The organism is Labrenzia sp. THAF35, assembly GCF_009363595.1.
GTDB classification, from domain to species: Bacteria; Pseudomonadota; Alphaproteobacteria; order Rhizobiales; family Stappiaceae; genus Roseibium; species Roseibium algicola.
The window spans coordinates 1876902-1897112 of sequence record NZ_CP045380.1; the positions used below are offsets into that span (position 1 = coordinate 1876902).

Annotated in this window: 19 protein-coding genes; 15 read left to right on the forward strand and 4 right to left on the reverse strand. The window is 61.1% G+C overall.

What is annotated here, in order from left to right; translation table 11 throughout:
- Position 1 precedes the first annotated feature (1 nt).
- The 3 genes from FIU93_RS08705 to FIU93_RS08715 are packed head-to-tail and all read left to right on the forward strand — an operon-like array spanning position 2 to position 3863.
- The gene (locus FIU93_RS08705; protein ID WP_023002932.1) at positions 2 to 1576 is read left to right on the forward strand and encodes a CoA-transferase; all 1575 of its coding nucleotides are present in this window, start codon (positions 2 to 4) and stop codon (positions 1574 to 1576) included.
- Entirely contained in the window at positions 1573 to 2346 is a 774-nt protein-coding gene (locus FIU93_RS08710; protein ID WP_152505376.1) for an enoyl-CoA hydratase/isomerase family protein, read from the forward strand. Before FIU93_RS08705 ends, FIU93_RS08710 begins: the two co-directional genes overlap by 4 nt.
- Positions 2343 to 3863, forward strand: a complete 1521-nt coding sequence (locus tag FIU93_RS08715; RefSeq protein WP_209010317.1) for an aldehyde dehydrogenase family protein — start codon at positions 2343 to 2345, stop codon at positions 3861 to 3863. The genes FIU93_RS08710 and FIU93_RS08715 overlap by 4 nt, the downstream gene beginning before the upstream one ends.
- Before the next feature lie 8 nt (positions 3864 to 3871).
- Here the strand turns inward: FIU93_RS08715 and FIU93_RS08720 are convergent, their stop codons facing one another.
- Positions 3872 to 4921 carry a substrate-binding domain-containing protein gene (locus FIU93_RS08720; RefSeq protein ID WP_152505377.1) on the reverse strand — a complete coding sequence of 350 codons (1050 nt, stop codon included), beginning with the start codon at positions 4919 to 4921 and terminating at the stop codon, positions 3872 to 3874.
- Between the two features lie 316 nt (positions 4922 to 5237).
- Here FIU93_RS08720 and FIU93_RS08725 point away from each other — a divergent pair, with 316 nt between their 5' ends.
- From FIU93_RS08725 to FIU93_RS08780, 12 genes are all read left to right on the forward strand, one after another.
- The gene (locus FIU93_RS08725; RefSeq protein ID WP_228148126.1) at positions 5238 to 6440 is read left to right on the forward strand and encodes an ABC transporter substrate-binding protein; all 1203 of its coding nucleotides are present in this window, start codon (positions 5238 to 5240) and stop codon (positions 6438 to 6440) included.
- A 164-nt stretch (positions 6441 to 6604) separates the two neighbouring features.
- Positions 6605 to 7510 carry a sugar ABC transporter permease gene (locus FIU93_RS08730; RefSeq protein ID WP_023002937.1) on the forward strand — a complete coding sequence of 302 codons (906 nt, stop codon included), beginning with the start codon at positions 6605 to 6607 and terminating at the stop codon, positions 7508 to 7510.
- Positions 7510 to 8382, forward strand: a complete 873-nt coding sequence (locus tag FIU93_RS08735; protein WP_023002938.1) for a carbohydrate ABC transporter permease — start codon at positions 7510 to 7512, stop codon at positions 8380 to 8382. Before FIU93_RS08730 ends, FIU93_RS08735 begins: the two co-directional genes overlap by 1 nt.
- A gap of 4 nt (positions 8383 to 8386) precedes the next feature.
- Positions 8387 to 9496 (forward strand): sn-glycerol-3-phosphate ABC transporter ATP-binding protein UgpC, encoded by a 1110-nt coding sequence (gene ugpC / locus FIU93_RS08740; protein ID WP_055659653.1) that lies wholly within the window; start codon positions 8387 to 8389, stop codon positions 9494 to 9496.
- A 3-nt stretch (positions 9497 to 9499) separates the two neighbouring features.
- Positions 9500 to 10984, forward strand: a complete 1485-nt coding sequence (locus FIU93_RS08745; RefSeq protein ID WP_152505378.1) for a GMC family oxidoreductase — start codon at positions 9500 to 9502, stop codon at positions 10982 to 10984.
- On the forward strand, positions 10981 to 11739 hold the full coding sequence (locus FIU93_RS08750; protein ID WP_152505379.1) for a 3-ketoacyl-ACP reductase: 759 nt from the start codon (positions 10981 to 10983) through the stop codon (positions 11737 to 11739). Before FIU93_RS08745 ends, FIU93_RS08750 begins: the two co-directional genes overlap by 4 nt.
- 25 nt (positions 11740 to 11764) lie before the next feature.
- On the forward strand, positions 11765 to 13357 hold the full coding sequence (locus FIU93_RS08755; RefSeq protein ID WP_152505380.1) for a GMC family oxidoreductase N-terminal domain-containing protein: 1593 nt from the start codon (positions 11765 to 11767) through the stop codon (positions 13355 to 13357).
- Complete coding sequence (locus FIU93_RS08760) at positions 13354 to 13668, forward strand: Dabb family protein (RefSeq protein WP_152505381.1); 315 nt, start codon at positions 13354 to 13356, stop codon at positions 13666 to 13668. Before FIU93_RS08755 ends, FIU93_RS08760 begins: the two co-directional genes overlap by 4 nt.
- A gap of 27 nt (positions 13669 to 13695) precedes the next feature.
- Positions 13696 to 14859 (forward strand): dihydrodipicolinate synthase family protein, encoded by a 1164-nt coding sequence (locus FIU93_RS08765; protein WP_152505382.1) that lies wholly within the window; start codon positions 13696 to 13698, stop codon positions 14857 to 14859.
- 7 nt (positions 14860 to 14866) lie between these two features.
- The gene (locus FIU93_RS08770) at positions 14867 to 15880 is read left to right on the forward strand and encodes a LacI family DNA-binding transcriptional regulator (protein WP_023002945.1); all 1014 of its coding nucleotides are present in this window, start codon (positions 14867 to 14869) and stop codon (positions 15878 to 15880) included.
- A complete protein-coding gene (locus FIU93_RS08775) occupies positions 15877 to 17148 on the forward strand; it encodes a glycerate kinase (RefSeq protein WP_152505383.1) in 1272 nt (423 codons plus the stop codon). The genes FIU93_RS08770 and FIU93_RS08775 overlap by 4 nt, the downstream gene beginning before the upstream one ends.
- Positions 17145 to 17735 carry an HAD family phosphatase gene (locus FIU93_RS08780; protein WP_152505384.1) on the forward strand — a complete coding sequence of 197 codons (591 nt, stop codon included), beginning with the start codon at positions 17145 to 17147 and terminating at the stop codon, positions 17733 to 17735. Before FIU93_RS08775 ends, FIU93_RS08780 begins: the two co-directional genes overlap by 4 nt.
- A 30-nt stretch (positions 17736 to 17765) precedes the next feature.
- Here FIU93_RS08780 and FIU93_RS08785 read toward each other — a convergent pair whose 3' ends face one another.
- From FIU93_RS08785 to infC, 3 genes are all read right to left on the reverse strand, one after another.
- Positions 17766 to 18665, reverse strand: a complete 900-nt coding sequence (locus FIU93_RS08785; protein WP_152505385.1) for a sigma-70 family RNA polymerase sigma factor — start codon at positions 18663 to 18665, stop codon at positions 17766 to 17768.
- Positions 18666 to 18680: 15 nt separating this feature from the next.
- The gene (locus tag FIU93_RS08790; RefSeq protein ID WP_152507545.1) at positions 18681 to 19346 is read right to left on the reverse strand and encodes a flavodoxin family protein; all 666 of its coding nucleotides are present in this window, start codon (positions 19344 to 19346) and stop codon (positions 18681 to 18683) included.
- A 168-nt stretch (positions 19347 to 19514) separates the two neighbouring features.
- A complete protein-coding gene (infC, locus tag FIU93_RS08795) occupies positions 19515 to 20054 on the reverse strand; it encodes a translation initiation factor IF-3 (RefSeq protein ID WP_075283347.1) in 540 nt (179 codons plus the stop codon).
- Between the last annotated feature and the right edge of the window lie 157 nt (positions 20055 to 20211).

Here is a 20211-nt window from a genome sequence, read left to right on the forward strand (position 1 = left end):
CATGACCTCCAAGATCGTTTCCATGGCGGATGCCGCCGCCCGCATTCAGGACGGCGCGGTCATCACCGTTTCCTCTTCCTCCGGTCTCGGGTGCCCGGACAAGATCCTTGAGGCCATTGGCACAAGGTTCGATAGTGAAGGGCACCCGAGAAACCTCACGACGCTCCATCCCATTGCCGCCGGCGACATGTACGGCATCAAGGGGATCGACCACCTTGCCAAGGACGGTCTGCTGTCGACCATCATTGCAGGGTCCTACCCCTCCGGTCCGTCCAACCTGCCGATGCCGGCGATCTGGCAGATGCTGGTGGAGAACCGGGTAGCTGCCTACAACGTGCCTTCCGGCATCCTGTTCGACATGCACAGGGATGTTGCGGCCCGCCGCCCGGGCGTCATGACCAAGGTCGGGCTGGACACCTTCGTCGACCCGATCCGTCAGGGCTGTGCCATGAACGATGTTGCGGCAGACCGGCCCATCGTGTCCCGGCTGGAGCTTGGCGGCGAAACCTGGCTGCATTTTCCGAATATCGTGCCGGATGTCGCCATCATTCGGGCAACGACTGCGGATGAACGCGGCAACCTCACCTACGAACACGAAGGCGCCTATCTCGGCGGCCTGGAGCAGGCGATTGCCGTGCGCAATCACGGCGGCCTGGTGATCGCGCAGGTGAAGCGTGTGACGGCCTCGGGCTCGCTGCGTCCGCACGATGTCCGTGTGCCCGGTCATCTGGTCGATCTCATCGTTGTCGATCCGGACCAGCGCCAGACCACGGAAACCGGTTACGACCCGGCGATCTCGGGCGAGATCATGCGGCCATGGTCCAGCTTCTCGCTTGCCGAGCACGGCATCGAGAAGGTTGTCGCCCGCCGGGCAGCAATGGAACTCAAGTCCGGCCAGACGGCAAACCTCGGCTTCGGCATTTCGGCGATGGTGCCACGCGTGCTGCTGGAAGCCGGTCAGGAACAGGCCGTCACCTGGGCGATCGAGCAAGGTGCGACCGGCGGCATGCCGCTGACGGGTTTTGCTTTCGGCTGCGCCTCCAACGCCGATGCTTACATGCCGTCGCCGCAGCAGTTTACCTACTTCCAGGGGGGCGGTTTCGATGTCTCCTTCCTGTCCTTCCTGGAGATCGACCTGGATGGCAACGTCAATGTCTCCAAGCTTGGCAAGAAGCCCTATCTGACCGCAGGTTGTGGCGGGTTTGTCGACATCACGGCGAACGCGCGCAAGATCGTGTTCTCGGGTCTTTTCGAGGCGGGTGCCGATCTCGAACTGACGGAGGATGCGCTGAAGGTGCGGACGCCGGGCAAGTTCACCAAGATGGTGGACGAGGTCGAGCATGTCACTTTCTCCGGCCGCAGGGCGAAGGAACTCGGCCAGGACGTCATCTATGTGACCGAGCGCTGCGTTATCCACCTGACCGATGCAGGCCTGGTGGCGACCGAGATCATGCCGGGCATCGATCCGGCACGTGACATCGTCGATGCTTCCAAGGGCCGGGTGCGGCTCGCAAACGATCTGGTCGAGATGCCGAAAGCGCTTCTGTCCAGAGGGGCGATGGAGCTGAGCCTGTGAGCGCGCTGCATTTCATCCGTCATGGGGCAATTGCCGAGCTGAAGCTGGACAATCCGGCCAAGCTGAATGCGTTCACGCTCGACATGCTGAAGGCGGTTGAGACCTTTTGCGATGAGCTGGAGCGCGATGCGTCGATCCTTGCGGTGGTGATTACAGCGGAGGAGAGCAAGGCCTTTTGTGCCGGCGCGGACATTCTCGAATGGTCCGAGCTGTCGCCTTACGACTTTGCCCGTCACTGGGTGCGCGAAGGGCACCGGGTTTTTGACCGGCTGGCGCGGCTTTCCAAGCCGACGGTGGCTGCACTTGGCGCGCACGCCTTTGGTGGCGGACTGGAGTTTGCAGCGACCGCCGATATCCGCGTGATGGCGCCAAGGGCGACGCTGGCGCTGCCGGAAGCATCCGTCGGCATCGTACCGGGCTGGTCCGGCACGCAGCGGTTGATCCGTTTGCTGGGTGAGCCGATGGTGAAGGAAATGGCCCTGTTCGGCCGGCGCATTTCCGCAGAACGTGCCTATGCGGCGGGCTTTGCAGCCGAGATATCCGACGATCCGGCTTCAGCTGCGTTCGAGATGGCCGAGAAGCTGGCCGACAAATCGTCCCGGGCCGTGGAAGTGGCCAAATACATGATCCATGCCGCCGTGGGTGAAGATCGCAGTGCCATGATCGAGGCGCTCGGCTCCGGCATGATCAGTCCGACAGAAGATCGCAACGAGGGCGTTACCGCCTTCCGTGAAAAGCGCAAACCGAAGTTCCTGGAAGTTAAGTCATGAGTGACCTGAACGTCGTTTCCATCAGCGAAGCAAAACTCCCGGCCGAACCCTTCGTCGCCCGTCACCTGATCGATGGCGACTGGCGTCAGAGTGCTGACGGGTCCACCTTCGATCGTGTGTCTCCGTCCCATGGCAGCGTTGTCACGAAGGCGGCGAAGGGCGGTGCCCGTGATGTTGATGCGGCGGTTTCCGCCGCGCGGCTTGCTTTCGACAAGGGACGCTGGTCGCGCACCAGCGGCAAGGAGCGGGCAACGCTTCTCTTGAAGATCGCCGATCTGATCGACCGGGAACGGGAGCGGATCGCTTATTGGGAAACGCTGGAATCCGGCAAGCCGATCAGCCAGGCCATGGCGGAAATCGAAGGCGCGTCCGATATCTGGCGCTTTGCCGCTTCGCTGGCGCGCACCATGCACGGCGAAAGCTACAATTCACTCGGCAGCGACATGCTCGGCCTGGTTCTCAAGGAGCCGGTCGGTGTCGTCTCCATCATTACACCGTGGAACTTTCCGTTCCTGATCGTGTCGCAAAAACTGCCTTTCGCGCTTGCTGCCGGCTGCACCGCGGTTATCAAACCTTCCGAAATGACCCCGGCAACGACGGTCATTCTGGGTGAACTGTGCATCGAAGCCGGTATTCCGGCCGGGGTCGTCAACATCGTCCTTGGCTATGGCGATCCGGTTGGCACGGCGATGACCGCCGACAAGCGTGTCGACATGGTCACCTTCACCGGCTCGACCGGCGTCGGCAAGGCCATCGTCAAGGCGGCGGCCGGAACCTTGAAGAAGGTCTCGCTGGAACTTGGTGGCAAGAACCCGCAGGTCATCTTTCCGGATGCCGACCTCGAAAGCGCCGTCGACGCGGTTGTCTTCGGCGTCTATTTCAATGCCGGCGAATGCTGCAACTCCGGATCCCGGATCATTGTGCACGAAGACATCGCCGAGGCGTTCCTGAAGGCGACAGTGGATCTGTCGCGGAAGGTGCCCTTCGGCGATCCTCTGGACCCATCGACCAAGGTCGGCGCGATCATCACGCCCGACCACCAGAGCAAAATCGACAAATATGTGCGCGATGCCGCGGACGCCGGAGCGACTGTCCACCTGGGTGGGGAAGCCCTGACGGTTCCCGGCCTTGCCGGACAGTTCTACCAGCCGACGATCGTTGCGGATGTAAAAAGCGATATGCCGATCGCCCGCGAAGAAGTATTCGGGCCGGTGCTTTCGGTGCTGACTTTCAAGACGCTGGATGAGGCGATCGATCTCGTCAACGATGCCGACTACGGTCTGTCCGCCGGTGTGTGGAGCGAGAATGTTCACACCTGTCTGGAATTCGCCCGCCGGGCGCATGCGGGCACGGTGTGGACCAACACCTGGATGGATGGTTTTGCGGAATTGCCCTTCGGCGGCGTGAAGGAAAGCGGCCAGGGCAGGGAACTTGGCAAATACGGACTGGACGAGTTCCTGGAAGCCAAGACCGTGACCATGCGCATCGGCAAGACCCGGGCACCCTGGGTGGCGTGATGAGCAGGCTAGTCCGAAATCGAGAAGGCGCCTTCGGGCTTCAGGAGGATCTGCATATCCTCCATGGGAGCGCCGTCGATCCTCGCGAGAAGAACCTTGGCCATGGCTCTGCCAGTGGCGCGCAGGTCCTCGTCGATGGTCTCGATTCTCGGGCGGAAATGATTGGAAATGGGCGAGGCGCGCTTGGCGACGACGTCGATTTCCATACCGGGTGTCAGACCGATGTCGTTGAGATAGGCCAGGGTGACCAGGGCCATGACCTCACCGACGCAGACATAACCGTCGGGCGCGTTGGGGCCGGCATGGAGGGAGCGCAGGGTCGCTGCGATCTCGTCGGGCTCGCTGTCGAGGTCAACGCGATCGGGAACCGTCAATTGAACGCCATGGGAAATGGCTGCCTGGCGGGCGCCGAACCGAAGGTGCTGACCGAAGGTGTAGCGTTCGTTCGGCATGACCATGCAAATGTGTTTGCGCCCCTTTGCAACCAGTCGCTCCACGGCCATGCGAGCGAAAACCTCGTTGTCGAAGTCGACGTAAGGGTGGGGCGTGGTGAAGTCCGTCCGGCCATGGGTGGCAAAGGGGAAGTCGTGCTCCAGCAGGTAGCGGACCCGCTCGTCAAAGCACTCGGTGCGGGTAAAGACAATGGCATCTGCCAGCGAGTGCCTGCGGATGTTGCGGATTGCCTCAAGCCGGTCGTCGGCAAGACCGTCTGCTGTAATGGTGATCGCGTAGCCGGTTCCGGCAAGGCCTTCGGACATGCCGCCGAGAAACTCGGATGTGAAGCTGAGAAACTCGTGCCGTGTGTTCAGGAGAAGGCTGATAACCTTGGTGCGGCCGGTGCGCAGGCGCTGTGCCGCGCGATTGGGAACGTAGCCGAGACGCCGGGCAACTTCGGAAACGCGTTCGCGCGTCGTCTCCGCGATCCTGGGGTCTCCGGCAAGGGCGCGGGAAACCGTGGTCACCGCGAAGCCTGCCTCCTGCGCCACCGTGCGCAAGGTGGGACGCGGCAGCTTTTCGGCGGCGCGACCGCTGTTGGGTTCAAAGGTTTTTCGCGTCATGCCCGTTCACTTCAGCCGAAGCCTTCTAGCTCAAAAAGCAAGCCAAGTCTAATCAGGGCTTTTGTAACGTTACAACACTATAATGTGCTGCACTGCAGCACCGAAACATCCGCCTTAATAGTATGTAAGACAAACGAAACTCTTTGTTTTTCGGGAGTGATGAAAATCGTTGACACCACTCCGGTTTGCAACGTTACAATAAACGTTGCGTGACACTCGAATGCCGGGCTCCGGCACTCGAAACGCCTTTAGGCACCTTATGGGAGGAATATCGATGTCTTTGAAATCTCTGAAGCTGGGCCTCGCCGCCCTTGCAATGAGCACAAGCCTGGCGTCCGCCGCCGATGTTGAAGTTCTGCACTGGTGGACTTCCGGCGGTGAAGCTGCTGCTCTGAACGTTCTGAAGCAGGACCTGGAAAGCCAGGGCATCGGCTGGCAGGACATGCCGGTTGCAGGTGGCGGCGGTACCCAGGCCATGACCGTGCTGCGCGCACGCGTTACCTCCGGCAACCCGCCCACCGCCGTACAGATGCTCGGCTTCGACATCACCGACTGGGCCAAGGAAGGCGCACTTGCCGACCTGAACATCCTGGCCGGCATGGAAGGCTGGGACGACGTGGTTCCGGAAGCCCTGCAGAAATTCTCCAAGTATGACGGCAAGTGGGTCTCCGCTCCGGTGAACGTCCACTCCACCAACTGGGTCTGGGCGAACAAGGCCATCCTCGACGAGCTTGGTATCGAGCCGCCGCAGAACTGGGACGAATTCGTTGCCGCTCTGGAAAAGGTCAAGGCATCCGGCAAGACCGCGATCGCGCACGGCGGTCAGGCCTGGCAGGACGCGACCATCTTCGACGCAGTCGTGATGGCGACCGGTGGTCCCGAGTTCTACCAGAAGGCCTTCATCGACCTGGACGAGGAAGCGCTCGGCTCCGACACCATGAAGGAATCGTTCGACCGCATGGCCGTGATCCGCTCCTATGTGGATGACAACTTCTCCGGTCGTGACTGGAACCTTGCGACCGCCATGGTCATCAATGGCGATGCAGCCTTCCAGATGATGGGCGACTGGGCGAAGGGTGAATTCCTGAATGCCGGCAAGAAGCCGGATGAAGACTTCCTCTGCTTCCGCTTCCCGGGCACCCAGGACCAGGTGACCTTCAACGCCGACCAGTTCGCGATGTTCGCGCAGGGTCCGGAAGTCGGCAAGGAGCAGGCTGCCCTGGCAACCGCCATCCTGTCACCGAGCTTCCAGTCCGCGTTCAACGTCGTCAAAGGCTCCGTTCCGGCCCGGACCGACGTGCCGAACGATGACTTTGACGCCTGCGGCAAGAAGGGCATGGTGGATCTGAAAAAGGCTGCCGACAGCGGCAACCTCTACGGCTCCATGGCGCATGGTCACGCCAACCCGGCTGCCGTCAAGAACGCCATGTATGACGTGATCACGGCGCATTTCAACGGGGAATACGACAGCGAAACCGCTGTTGCAGAACTCGTTACCGCCGTTCAGATCAACAAGTAACGACCGCGCGGAGAGCGGTGATCCGTCACCGCTCTCCCACCGGTTCGGCGGACCGTCTCGCGGTTGCAAGCAACCGCCTGGAGCCGGCCGGAACCAAAGTCTCAGAGCTGCCGCGCGCGTTCGCTGGAACGCCGGCAAAAGTGCTCTAGGTCGGGGAACTCAAGATGTCTCTCTCTGAAACGGCGAACCCGCGCGGTTCCGTTGTTGACAGACTGCGTGATGCTTTGCCCAAACTCGTGCTCAGCCCGACGATCGCCATCGTGGCAATCTTCGTTTACGGCTTCATCGCCTTCACGCTTTACCTGTCTTTCACGGACAGCCGTATTCTGCCCACCTTCGGCTGGGTCGGCTGGCAGAATTATGAAAATCTCTTCAAGATCCGTGCGTGGGATACGGCCGTTTGGAACCTTGTGGTTTTCGGCGTTCTCTACATCACCATCTGCTGCGTCCTGGGTCTGCTGCTGGCGATCCTTCTCGATCAGAAGATCCGCGCAGAAGGCTTCATCCGCACGATCTACCTCTATCCGATGGCGCTCAGCTTCATCGTGACCGGAATTGCCTGGAAATGGTTCCTCGACCCGGGCATCGGTATCGAGGCCGTCGTGCGCGGCTGGGGCTGGGAAACCTTTACCTTCAACTGGATCAAGGACCGGGATTTCGCGATCTACACCATCGTGATCGCGGCGGTCTGGCAGACCTCGGGCTTCGTCATGGCGATGTTCCTTGCGGGCCTGCGCGGTATCGACAGCGAGATGATGAAAGCTGCCCAGATCGACGGTGCTTCCACGTTCGCGCTTTATCGCCGGATCGTGATCCCGCAGCTTCGTCCTGCCTTCATGTCGGCCTTCGTGGTGCTCGCCCATATGGCGATCAAGTCCTACGACCTGGTGATCGCCCTGACAGGCGGCGGACCGGGCACCGCAACCGAAGTGCCGGCAACCTTCATGTATTCCTACACATTCACCCGTAACCAGATGGGCATCGGTGCGTCTTCCGCCGTGATCATGCTGATGACGATCGCCGCGATCATCGTGCCCTACCTCTGGTCAGAGCTCAGGGAGAAAAAGTGATGTCGACGATGTCCAAGTCTTCCTCCCTGCGTCCGGCCCGGGTGATCCTGTATCTGCTGCTCGCGCTGTTCTGCATCTACTACCTGCTGCCGCTGTACGTGATGGTGGTCAACTCGCTGAAGCCGCTGACCGAAATCACTTCGGGCGGGATGATGGCGCTGCCGCAGGAGTGGACCATCGCTCCCTGGCAAAGCGCCTGGTCGAGTGCCCAGGTGGGCGTTGAGGCAACGGGTCTGCGGCCCTATTTCCTCAACTCCATCATCATGGTCGTTCCGGCGGTCGCCCTGTCGACGCTGGTCGGCGCGCTGAATGGGTACGTGCTCACCAAGTGGACGTTCCGCGGTGCGACCATCCTGTTCGGCCTGCTGTTGTTCGGTTGCTTCATTCCGTTCCAGATGGTGCTGATCCCGATGGCTCGCATGCTGGGTCTGATGGGCATCGCCGGCACGGTGCCGGGTCTGATCTTCGTACACTTCGTCTACGGGATCGGCTTCTCGACGCTCTATTTCCGCAACTACTATGCGGCCTTTCCGACAGAGCTTGTCCGGGCGGCGCAGATCGACGGTGCCGGTTTCTTCCGGATCTTCTGGCGCATCCTGCTGCCGTCGTCCGGTCCGATCGCGGTGGTCTGCATCATCTGGCAGTTCACCAACATCTGGAACGACTTCTTGTTCGGCGCGTCCTTCTCCGATTTCGACAGCCAGCCGATGACCGTTGCCCTCAACAACCTGGTGCAATCCTCCACCGGGGTGAAGGAATACAACGTGCATTTCGCCGGCGCGATCATGGCCGCGCTGCCAACCCTTCTCGTCTACATCGTCGCGGGCCGCTACTTCGTGCGTGGTCTGATGGCAGGCTCAGTAAAAGGATAAGACAATGGGCTTTCTCGACATCAAGCAGGCGACCAAGTCTTATGGATCCTTGCGGGTCCTGCATGAAACCGACATCTCCATCGAAGAGGGCGAGTTCCTCGTGCTCGTCGGCCCGTCCGGCTGCGGCAAGTCCACCCTGCTCAACATGATTGCCGGCCTGGAGGACATCACCTCCGGCGAGATCGCGATCAAAGGCAAGAGCATGAACGGCGTCAAGCCGGCGGACCGCAACATTGCGATGGTGTTCCAGTCCTACGCACTTTACCCGAACATGACCGTTGCCGGGAACATCTCCTTCGGCATGGAAATGCACGGCATTGCGAAGCCGGAACGCGAAAAGCGGATCGGCCAGGTGGCCGATCTCCTTCAGATCAGCCATCTGCTCGACCGCAAGCCGGGCCAGCTTTCCGGTGGTCAGCGCCAGCGTGTCGCCATGGGGCGTGCACTGGTGCGCGAGCCGGACGTGTTCCTGTTCGACGAGCCGCTGTCCAACCTGGATGCAAAGCTGCGCGTCGACATGCGCACGGAAATCAAGAAGCTGCACCAGAAGCTCGGCACGACAATTGTCTATGTGACCCATGACCAGATCGAGGCACTGACGCTGTCGACCCGGATCGCTGTCATGTTCGGTGGCTATGTCCAGCAGCTGGGCACGCCGAAAGAGATCTACGACAATCCGGCCAACATGTTCGTGGCGGGCTTCATGGGATCGCCTTCCATGAACCTGTTCCCGGCCAAGGTGGTCTCGGCGGACGGCAGGCCGGCTGCGGAAGTCTCGCTGGCAGACGGCAAGACGGCGGCCATTCCGTTTGCCTCCGACGCGCTCTCTTCCAGCATCGGCAAGGACATCATCCTCGGCATTCGGCCGGAAGCCATTACCGACAAGGATGGTGCCGACCGCAATTCCAAGGCGGTTCACATCGTCGATGCTCCGGTGGAAGTCACCGAGCCGGCAGGTTCCGACACGTTCGTCGTCAGCCAGATCGGCGGCAAGGACGTGACCGGCCGCTTCCGTGCCGACGTTGCCGTGAAGGCGGGAGAAGTGTTCCCGTTTGCCTTCAACATGGAAAAGGCGGTCGCTTTCGACCCGAAGACCGAAAAGCGGATCGCCTGACCCATGAATACGGCGCCCGACATTGTGATCATTGGCAGCGGAATGGGGGGAGCTTCTCTTGCCGCGGGCCTTGCTCCGACCGGGGCCAAGATCACGATTCTGGAACGGGGATACCGGATACCGGACGATGCTCCGGCCCGGGACCCCTGGCGCATCTATACCAACAGCGCCTTCCGGGCACCGGAAACCTGGCTCGACGGACAGGGTAATCCGTTCGAGCCCGGCAACTACTACAATGTCGGTGGCAACTCGAAGCTCTACGGCGCGGTGCTGATCCGTTACCGGGAAGAGGACTTCAGCGCGCTGGAGCATTATGACGGTGTTTCACCTGCCTGGCCGATTGCCTATGACGAGCTGTCGCCCTGGTATGACGCCGCCGAACAGCTTTTCCAGGTTCGAGGCGATACCGCCTCCGATCCGACTGAACCGCCGCATGGCAGGCCTTATCCGTTTCCGCCCATCCCGGACGAGGAAGCCATCCGGATTGCCCGGCGGCGCCTTGAGCAGGCGGGCGTTCGCCCGTTCAGCCTGCCGCTGGGGGTTGATATCGACCGCTGGCTGGATGCCGGGCACACCGGCTGGGATGGTTACCCCGACCTCAGATGCGGCAAGATGGATGCGGAAACCTGTGCGCTGGAAGCCGCAATGGCTCATGACAACGTCACCCTTGTCACCGGTGCCGAAGTCACCGCGCTCCGGACGGGCTACAAGTCCGGCCGTATCGATGAAGTCCACTACAGCAAGGACGGTGAAGAGATCTGCCTGACACCGGGGGTCGTTGCCCTGTGTGCGGGTGCTGTCCAGTCCGCGGCGCTCTTGTTGCGGTCCGGCGTAGCCAACCTCTCGGACTATGTCGGCCGTTGTTTCATGAACCACAATGCGACGGCGATGATCGCCATTGATCCGCGGTTCCGGAATACTTCCGTCTATCAGAAGACCTTCGGCCTGAATGACTGGTATCTCGATGACGGCGAAGACGGCAAGCCATTGGGCAACGTCCAGCTGCTGGGGCGGGTAACGCCGGATATCCTGAAGATCCAGGTGCCGCAGTTGCCGAAATTCGCTGCGCGCTGGATTTCCGGGCATGCCCTTGATCTCTATCTGATTTCCGAGGATCTGCCCGATCCTGAAAGCCGGGTTGTCCTGAAGGACGGCAAGATCCAGCTCATCTGGCAGCGGTCCAACATGACGGCGCACAGGAAGCTGGTCGAGAAGACCCGCAAGACCCTGCGCGAGGCCGGTTTCCCGCTGGTGCTGTCGCGGCTGTTCGACGGCAGGGTGCCCTCGCATCAGTGCGGCACGGTGCGCATGGGCGATGATCCGGCTAACTCCGTGCTCAATCCGGACTGCCGGTCCTGGGATCATCCGAATCTGTTTGTGGCCGATGCGGGAGCGCTGCCTACCTCGGCTGCCGTCAATCCGGCCCTCACGGTCGCGGCATTGGCACTGCGCGCCGCCGAAACGATCAAGAAGGACCTGGCGGCATGAACAGGATCGCACTTGTTACCGGCGGCCAGCGCGGCATCGGTCTCGGCATTTCGAAGGCTCTTGCGGAGGCCGGTTACACGGTTGCCATCGCCGCTCAGGAAGAAGCGTACGCACCGGAGGTGGTCGAAGCCCTGAACAGCCTGGGTGGCAAGGGCCGCTATTTCCGGCATGACCTTCTGGACATCGACCATTGCAAGACGCTGCTCGACCGGGTGGAGGCGGATCTCGGGCCGGTGACGGCTTTTGTTTCCAACGCGGGCGTTCCGGCCAGGATCCGGGGCGACATGCTGGATCTGGCGCCCGACAGTTTCGACTTCGTCATGGGTGTCAACCTGCGCGGGGCCTTCTTCCTGGCGCAGGAAGTGGCGAGACGCATGCTGAATCAGCCGTCAGACAGCTATCGCTCGATGAGTTTCATCACCTCCGTAAGTGCGGAGATGGTGTCGATCGAAAGGGCGGAATACTGCCTGTCGAAAGCAGGCGCCGCCATGATGGCGGAGCTTTTCGCCGTCCGGCTTGCGCCGTATGGCATCGGTGTCTTCGAGCTAAGGCCAGGCATTATCGAAACCGGCATGACCGCCGGAGTGAAAGACAAATACACGGCCCGGATCGAAGGCGGTCTGGTGCCTGCTGCCAGGTGGGGGCAGCCCGCCGATATCGGCTCAATCATCGTGCCGATTGCCGATGGCCAAATGGCCTTTGCAACCGGTTCGACTTTCGCGGTGGACGGCGGACTGTCGATCCCCCGGCTTTAGAGCGAGTTGTTCTGAGAGACTTCAGATGAATACAAGCTACGACTTCATCATCATCGGTGGTGGCAGCGCCGGCTCGGTTGTTGCCGCGCGTTTAACCGAGAACCCGGACGTTTCCGTGCTGCTGCTGGAAGCAGGCGGGCGCGACTGGCATCCGTTCTATCACCTGCCTGCCGGCTTTGCGAAAATGACCAAGGGGATCGGCTCCTGGGGCTGGCACACGGTGCCGCAAAAACACATGCAGAATCGGGTGTTCCGCTATACCCAGGCCAAGGTGATTGGCGGCGGTTCGGCCATCAATGCGCAGATCTATACCCGCGGCAATGCGCTCGATTATGACGAGTGGCGTCAGATGGGCTGCGAGGGCTGGGGCTATGAAGATGTTCTGCCCTACTACCGCAAGGCCGAGGACAACGACACCTACGACAACCGCTACCACGGCAAGGGCGGCCCGCTCGGCGTTTCCAGGCCCTGTGCCCCGCTGCCGATCTGCGAAGCCTATTTCGAAGCTGCTGCTGCGCTCGGCATTCCGAAAAACGAGGACGTGACCGGCGAGAAGCAGGACGGTGTTGCCTACTACCAGCTGACACAGCGCAATGCCCGCCGGTCTTCCTCCGCGATGGCGTATCTGGCGCCCAACAAGGGCAGGCCCAATCTCCACATCAAGACCGGTGCCCAGGTGCGCCGTATCGTGGTGGAAGGCGGCAAGGCGACCGGTGTCGAACTTATCGACGGCACCCGGCTGACGGCGGGCTCTGAAGTCATTCTGTCGTCCGGCTCCATCGGCTCGCCCCGTCTGCTTCAGCTTTCCGGCATCGGTCCCGCGGACGAACTCAGAAAGCTCGGCATCGATATCGCCTATGACCAGCCTGAGGTCGGTTCCAACCTGCAGGACCATCTAGACCTTTACTGCATTTGCGAAGTCAGTGGCCCGCATACCTACGACCGCTATGCCAAGCCGCATCTCTCTGTGCTGGCCGGCCTTCAATATCTGCTCACCCGGCGCGGGCCGGTGTCCTCCAGCCTGTTCGAGACGGGCGGGTTCTGGTACGCGAACCCCGATGCGCGTTCGCCGGACCTTCAGTTCCATCTGGGTCTGGGGACGGGGATCGAATCCGGCGTTGCCGCCATGCCGGACGGCGGCGTGACGCTCAACTCCTGTTATCTTCGTCCGCGCTCAAGGGGCAGCGTGCGCCTGAAGAGCTCCAATCCCGCAGATGCTCCGTTAATCGACCCGAATTACCTGCAGGACAGCCAGGACCGGGAAATGTCGATCCGGGGTCTGAAGCTGACGCAGGAAATTCTGGCGCAGGCACCGCTGAAGCCCTTCATCAAGGCCGAGCACTTGCCGGGGCCAGGAGTGAAGACCGACGAAGACTACTTCCGCTTCATCTGCGAACACTCCAAGACCTCCCATCACCCGGCAGGTACCTGCCGCATGGGCTCCGACGACAAGGCCGTGGTCGATCCGCGCCTGAGGTTCAACGGTATCGAGGGGTTACGTGTGGTCGATGCCTCGATCATGCCGACGGTCATCTCATCCAACACCAATGCCGCGGCCATCATGATCGGCGAGAAAGCCTCCGACATGATCCGCCAAGATCACGGGGCGCTGTCATGATCCGCCATATCGTTCTCATCAAGTTTCAGCCGGACGTTGCCGAAGAGCTGATCGAAAGCCTGTTTCAGGAACTCAGAAGCATCCGCGATCAGGTGTCCGGCATCGGCGAGATCGTTTCGGGCCGCAGCGAAAGCCCGGAACAGATCGAACGGGGCTACATGCACGGTTTCACCGTCGATTTCGAAAGCTGGGAGGCACTGGAAGCCTACCAGACCCATCCGGACCACAAGGCGCTCGGCGCCAAGTTGGTCGCCAATGTCATCGGCGGGATCGACGGCATTCTCGTCCTCGATATTCCCGTCTCGGCCTGACTGGCCGCCAAGTTTCCGGAGCGTATCATGCTGACCCTGCCCACCTACGAAAATCGTCTGGAACCCTACAGCCTCATCGGAGAAGCCCTGACCCCACGTGCCCCGCGGGTGCCGCTAACCCGCACCGCTTTTGCCGCGGCGCATGTGGTGTCCGATCCGCTGCGCGAGCGCGATCCCTGGGTTGGTTCTCCGGCTGTCGATTGGGAAAATACGCTGAAATTCCGGCACTGGCTGTGGGATCAGGGACTGGGACTGGCCGAGGCGATGGACACTGCGCAGCGCGGCATGGGCGTTGACTGGGCAACGGCGAAGGAACTGATCGAACGCACCATGAAAGAGGCGAAGGCGCATCCGCTGAAGCCGCGTGTTGCCTGCGGGGCAGGCACCGATCAGGTGCCGCTGGAAAATCTCAAGACGAAGGACGACATCGTTGCGGCCTATACGGTCCAGCTGGAGGCCATCGAGGCGGCAGGCGGTCAGGCGATCCTGATGGCTTCGCGGGCACTTCCCGCCATCGGGGCCGGGCCGGATGATTACGCCGACGTCTATGGCCGGCTGATCCGTCAGGCGCGGGAGCCGATCATCCTGCACTGGCTGGGCGACATGTTCGATCCGGAATTGACCGGCTATTGGGGGTCTAAGGATGTCTCGGCGGCGTCCGACGCCGTCCTCGCCATCATCGAAAGCCATGCGGCAAAGGTCGACGGCATCAAGATCTCCTTGCTCGATCAGGCACACGAAGAAGCCTTCCGTGCACGCTTGCCCGACGGTGTGCGGCTTTATACGGGCGATGACTTCAACTATGCAGATCTGATCGCCGGCGATGGCAAGCACTATTCGCATGCTCTGCTGGGGGCCTTTGCGGCGATTGCCCCTGTGGCGAGCCAGGCGCTTGAGGCATTGGCGGAACGGGATATGGATACCTATCACCAGCTCTTCGCGCCAACCGTTCCGCTGAGCCGGGAAATCTTCAAGGCGCCGACCCGCTTCTACAAGGCCGGAATCGCGTTTCTTGCCTGGCTGAACGATGCCCAGAGCCACTTCATCATGCCAGCCGGTTTTCAGTCTTCGCGTGAGATTGCCCATTATGCAGAGGTCTTCCGGCTTGCGGATCAGGCGCGTTTGTTGTCAAAGCCGGAGATCGCCGAGGAGCGCATGGGGCTGCTCCTGAAACTGCACGGGATCGGATAGACCTTTCATGAAGAAGCGGCCGACAATTCTGGATGTTGCAAGGCAGGCGGGCGTTTCCAAATCGACCGTCTCGCTGGTGCTCCAGAATTCGTCGCTGGTGAAACAGTCAACCCGGGAAGAGGTGGCCAGGGCAATTGATGAGCTTGGTTATGTCTACAACCGGTCGGCTGCCGGCTTGCGGGGCGCTGCATCCGGCCTCATCGGCCTGATCATCAACGACCTGCGCAACCCCTTCTTCACCGAATTTGCCGCCAGTGCGCAGATGACCTTTGCCAGCAAGGGATACTCGACCGTCATCGCCAATACGGATGAGGACCCGGAAATCCAGGCCCAGGTGATCGACAGCATGATCGAGCATGGCGTGTCGGCCTTCGTCATCTCGCCGACCTATGGCGGCGACGAAAGCCCGTTCGAGCGGATCGAGCGGGCCGGAATTCCCACCATGCAGGTGCTGCGCCAGCTGGACGAGCGCACGGACCTGTTTCCCTTCGCTTCGCATGACTACGCCTTTGGAGGCGAAGCTGCGACACGGCACCTGATCGATACGGGATGTCAGAAGATCGCCTTTGCCGGCGGTCTGGCGGATCGTCCGATCACCTTGGAGCGCATGTCCGGCTATCGAAGCGTGATGCAGGCGAACGGCCTTGCGCCGACCATTTTTCACGGACGGCCATCGAGGCAGTTCGGCCGTGAAATCGCACTGAAGATCCTGCAGGAACACGAAGGCCTGGAAGCGGCGATCTGTTTCAGCGACCTGGTTGCGCTTGGCATGCTGAGCGGCTTTGCCGAGCTTGGCATCAAGGTTGGTCAGGATTTCAGGATCATTGGCTTCGATGATATCGAGGAATGCTCACTGGCCTTTCCCAGGCTCAGCTCGGTGCGCTGCGATACCGCGCTGTTCGGCCGAAATGCTGCCGAAGCGATGCTGGCCTGGATTGTCGATGGCGTCAGGCCACCCGACACGAAACATTATCCGGTCGAGCTGATCAAACGGCAATCGACCCTGGGACTCGATGCATGACAGATTGTTCGCGTGAGGCCCTGTTGCGGCGTCTGTTCGAGACGGCCGTTGCAGCGGCCGACCCGATGAAGTGCGTTCCCGCATTCCTGCCGGAACGGATTAAGGGCCGGACGGTCGTGATCGGTGCCGGCAAGGCGTCGGCACGCATGGCCGAAGCGGTTGAAGCAGCCTGGGGGGCTTCAGAGGGACTGGTCATCACCCGTGACGGCTACTCCAGGCCTTGCCGGGGGATCGAAATTGTCGAGGCATCGCATCCGGTGCCGGACGGTCGAGGGCTTCAGGCAACACAGCGCCTTCTCGGTCTGTTGTCCTCGCTTGAAGAAGCGGATCACGTGATTGCGCTGATTTCAGGAGGGGCGTCGGCGTTGCTGGAGGCACCGGCCGGAGATATTTCGCTGGCTGACCTGCAGGCCTTGAATGAAGCCCTGCTGGCATCAGGCGCGCCAATCACCGACATGAACACGGTCCGCAAGCATGTCAGCCTGGTCAAGGGCGGCCAGCTTGCAGCAGCAGCCTTTCCTGCCCGGATGACGGCGTTGATCATTTCCGATGTTGCCGGTGACGATCCGGCCTTCATTGCCTCAGGCCCGACGGTCGGCGATCGGACGACACCAGCGGACGCGCGTGCGGTTATCGAACGCTTTGGCATGTCTGTGCCGGCATCTGTTCTCGCTGTGCTGGACGGCGCCACCGGAGTGCTGCCGCCGGAAGATGAAAGAGTGTCGAGGGTGGAAAACCGCATCATTGCGGCACCATCGCTTTCGCTGGAAGCAGCGGCAAGCCTGGCTGCCGACGAAGGTATGGAAGTCGAGATCCTGGGCGACGCCATTGAAGGCGAGGCGCGCGAAGTGGCTGCGCAGCAGGCGAGACTCGCGATCGAACGCCAGCAGGCGATGAAACCGGGTGGGCGGCCCATCCTGCTTCTGTCTGGCGGTGAATGCACGGTGACGCGGCGCGGCAAGGGCTGTGGTGGTCCGAATGCGGAATTTGCCCTTGCGCTCGCGATCGCTCTCAAGGGGGCAAACGGTCTTTACGGGATTGCCTGTGACACAGACGGTGTCGACGGGGCGGCGGATGTTGCAGGGGCGGTTATTGGCCCAAGCACTCTTGAGAGTGCAGAGGCGCTTGGCCTCGACCCGGTCACCAAGCTCGGCGACAACGACAGCCACAGTTTCTTCGCGGCTCTTGGCGATCAGGTGGTGCCGGGGCCAACCCTCACCAACGTCAACGACTTCCGTGCAATTCTCATCGAAAGCCCAATGACATGACTGAAATGGAGACGCTTCTCCAACGGGCGCAAGCCCTGATTTTCGATTGTGATGGCACGCTGGTGCAAACACCAACGCTCTATGCCGGTGCCTGGCAGGACGCGTTCAGGGCTGCCGGTCATCATATGGAACCGGACTGGTACCACGCCCGGGCGGGAATGTCGGAACATGTGCTGCTTGATGACTATGAAGCCGAGCACGGCGTTACGGTGGATCGCCCACTGGCCGTTCGGGAGATGCGTACGGCAGTATTGGCCCGGATCGGTGAAGTCAGCGAGATCGAGGTAATAAGCGCCATTGCACGCAGGTTTCACGGCAAGTTGCCGATGGCGGTCGCCTCTGGTGGACCGCAGGAAGTGGTGCTGGCGTCGTTGAAGGAGACGGGACTGCTGTCGTTGTTCGATACGGTTGTCACGATTGATGACGTTGCCCATGCCAAACCGGCGCCGGATCTCTTCCTGGAAGCCGCTTCCCGGCTCGGTGTCGCAGCCGCACAATGCCTCGTGTTCGAGGACAGTCATCAGGGGCTTGAGGCAGCGCACAACGCAGGAATGCCGGTTGTTGATGTGAACCGGCTGATCGGATAACGCCGCGAAGCTGAATTCCACTCGTGCTGATCAGTTCAGGTCAATTGGCGGACGTATCGTGTCCTCCTGCTCTGCGCCAAGATGCCTGAGCTTTTCCGGGTTGCGGGTCACATAGACGGCGATGATCCTGCCGTCCCGGATCTGCAATGCTGTGGTCTGGACAATGCCGCGATCTTCCTCGGTTACAAAACCGGGCAGTCCGTCAATGTCAGCAAACCGGATCAGGCGTGACGGAGCCTTTCTGAAATAGCGGGCGAGTGCCGCAAAGAGGATCATGGATCGTTCGTGCCCGAATGTCGGAGCTGACGTGGCAGGCACCTTGCCGCCGCCGTCGGCGTAGACGACGATGTCTTCGGCTAGCAGGGATTGGAGTTTCTCCATGTCGCCGCTGCGCGATGCTTCGTAGAAGGCGGTCGCCAGCTTTCGGCCCTGTTCCGGCGTGGCGGAAAAGCGTGGTCTTGCTTCCTGCAGCCTTGCCCTGGCCCGACTGGCGAGCTTGCGGCAGGCTGCCGGTTCCCGGTTGATGGCGGTCGAAATTTCCTCGAAACCCATGCTGAAAACGTCATGCAGCAGAAAGGCGGCCCTTTCGAGCGGTGACAGCCGCTCCAGAGCCACCATCACGGGCAACGTGATGTCGTCGGCGACTTCGGCATCTGATGTCGTCAGCAGGGGCTCTGGAAGCCAGGGGCCAACATAAGACATGCGGCGACGGCGTGCGGATTTCAATTCATTGAGGCAAAGCCGCGTGACGATGGTCTTCAGGAAGGCGACAGGCTCGCGCACCTTTTCCCGGTCGGCGGCAAGCCAGCGTAGCCAGGCTTCCTGAACCACGTCTTCCGCGTCGGAGACTGATCCCAGCATGCGGTAGGCGATGCGGGTCAATCGCCTGCGCAAAGCGGTGTCTTCTTCAAGGGCCGGTGTGTCCGTCATGATCACGACAACCTATCACGTCAACGCCGGTTCGGGCCGCGCTTGCGCCCGTCCGGCTGCAAACTGCAAGGCCGTTTTCGCCACGCGCCTGCCAAGATGGCGGGCGGTTGCCAGATCCGCGGCCGGGGGAGCTGTCTGCGGCCCTTCGTCGGTGTTCGACTGTGCCGCGGCCCCGAGCCAGAAGCCGAGCCGGTTGAGATCGTCTTCCGATCCGTGCGAGGAACAATTGGCTGGCGGCAGGTCCAGGCTGACCCAGTGCATGCCGTGCTGGGCTGCAAACAGGGCCAACTGGATGAGCACCGCCAGCTTGTCGCCGGAACGCGAACCGGAATTGGTGAAGCCGGCCGCAATCTTGTCCCGCCAGAGATAGCCCTTCGACATGATTTCCTGCGAGCTGGCTTCCTGAAAGGTCTTGAAGGCGGCGGAGGCTGCGCCGACGTAGGTTGGCGTGCCGAAGATAATTGCGCTGGCCGCATTGAGTTCGTTCCAGCGGGTGCTGGCTTCATCGGCCGTCAGAAGCAGTGCGCGTGCACCGTCGACATCCTCTATGCCCTGCCTGACAGCCGCTGCCTGACGTTCTGTGTGACCGTACCCGCTGTGAAAAACGACGGCGACGTCAATCAGTTGCCGGTCATTCGCAAGCTTGGTCTGAAACCCTGCTGCTGCATTCCCATTGTCCATCTTCATTTTCGTCTCCTGCACACACCTGGTGTTCGCAGGTAATGACAAGACAGCGGCGCTGGATGTGACATGCCGGACGGGATTTTTGAGGAAATGAGTTGTTCTGCCGCCTGAAAACGAGAAAACCCCGCCGGAGCGGGGTTTTCGGACATTCAAACGCGATGAAGCTTACTTGATCGGAGCCAGAACCATAACCATCTGGCGGCCTTCAAGCTTCGGCGCGGATTCAACCTTGGCGATTTCGTTGGTTTCCTCACGGACCTTGTTGAGCAAGTTCATGCCCAGGTCCTGGTGGGCCATTTCGCGGCCCCGGAAACGGAGTGTGACCTTCACCTTGTCGCCTTCGCCAAAGAACCGCAACATGCTCTTCATCTTCACCTCGTAGTCGTGGGTGTCGATGTTCGGACGCATCTTGATCTCCTTGATCTCGACGGTCTTCTGTTTCTTGCGGGCTTCTGCTGCTTTCTTCTGAGCCTGGTACTTGTACCGGCCATAGTCCAGGATCTTGCAGACAGGCGGATTTGCGTTCGGCTGGATTTCAACAAGATCCAACCCGGCATCCATGGCGATGCCCATCGCCTCTTCTGTCGGGATGACGCCACGGTTGGCGCCTTCATGATCAATCAACTGGACTTCGCGAACGCGAATTTCGTGGTTTGTGCGCGGGCCTTCCTTCGTAGGAGGCGGGGCGCGGAACGGACGGCGAATGGTCGCAAACTCCTCTTTCGTTTCAACGTGGCGCTAGGGCTTTGATATGCTCCATGCACAAAAATCCTCGGAACGCTGGTACCAAGGTGCTGAGATGGATATGGCCTAACGCCATCCCCCAACGTCTTGCGAAACCGGCAAAAAGTCAAGCGAAAAC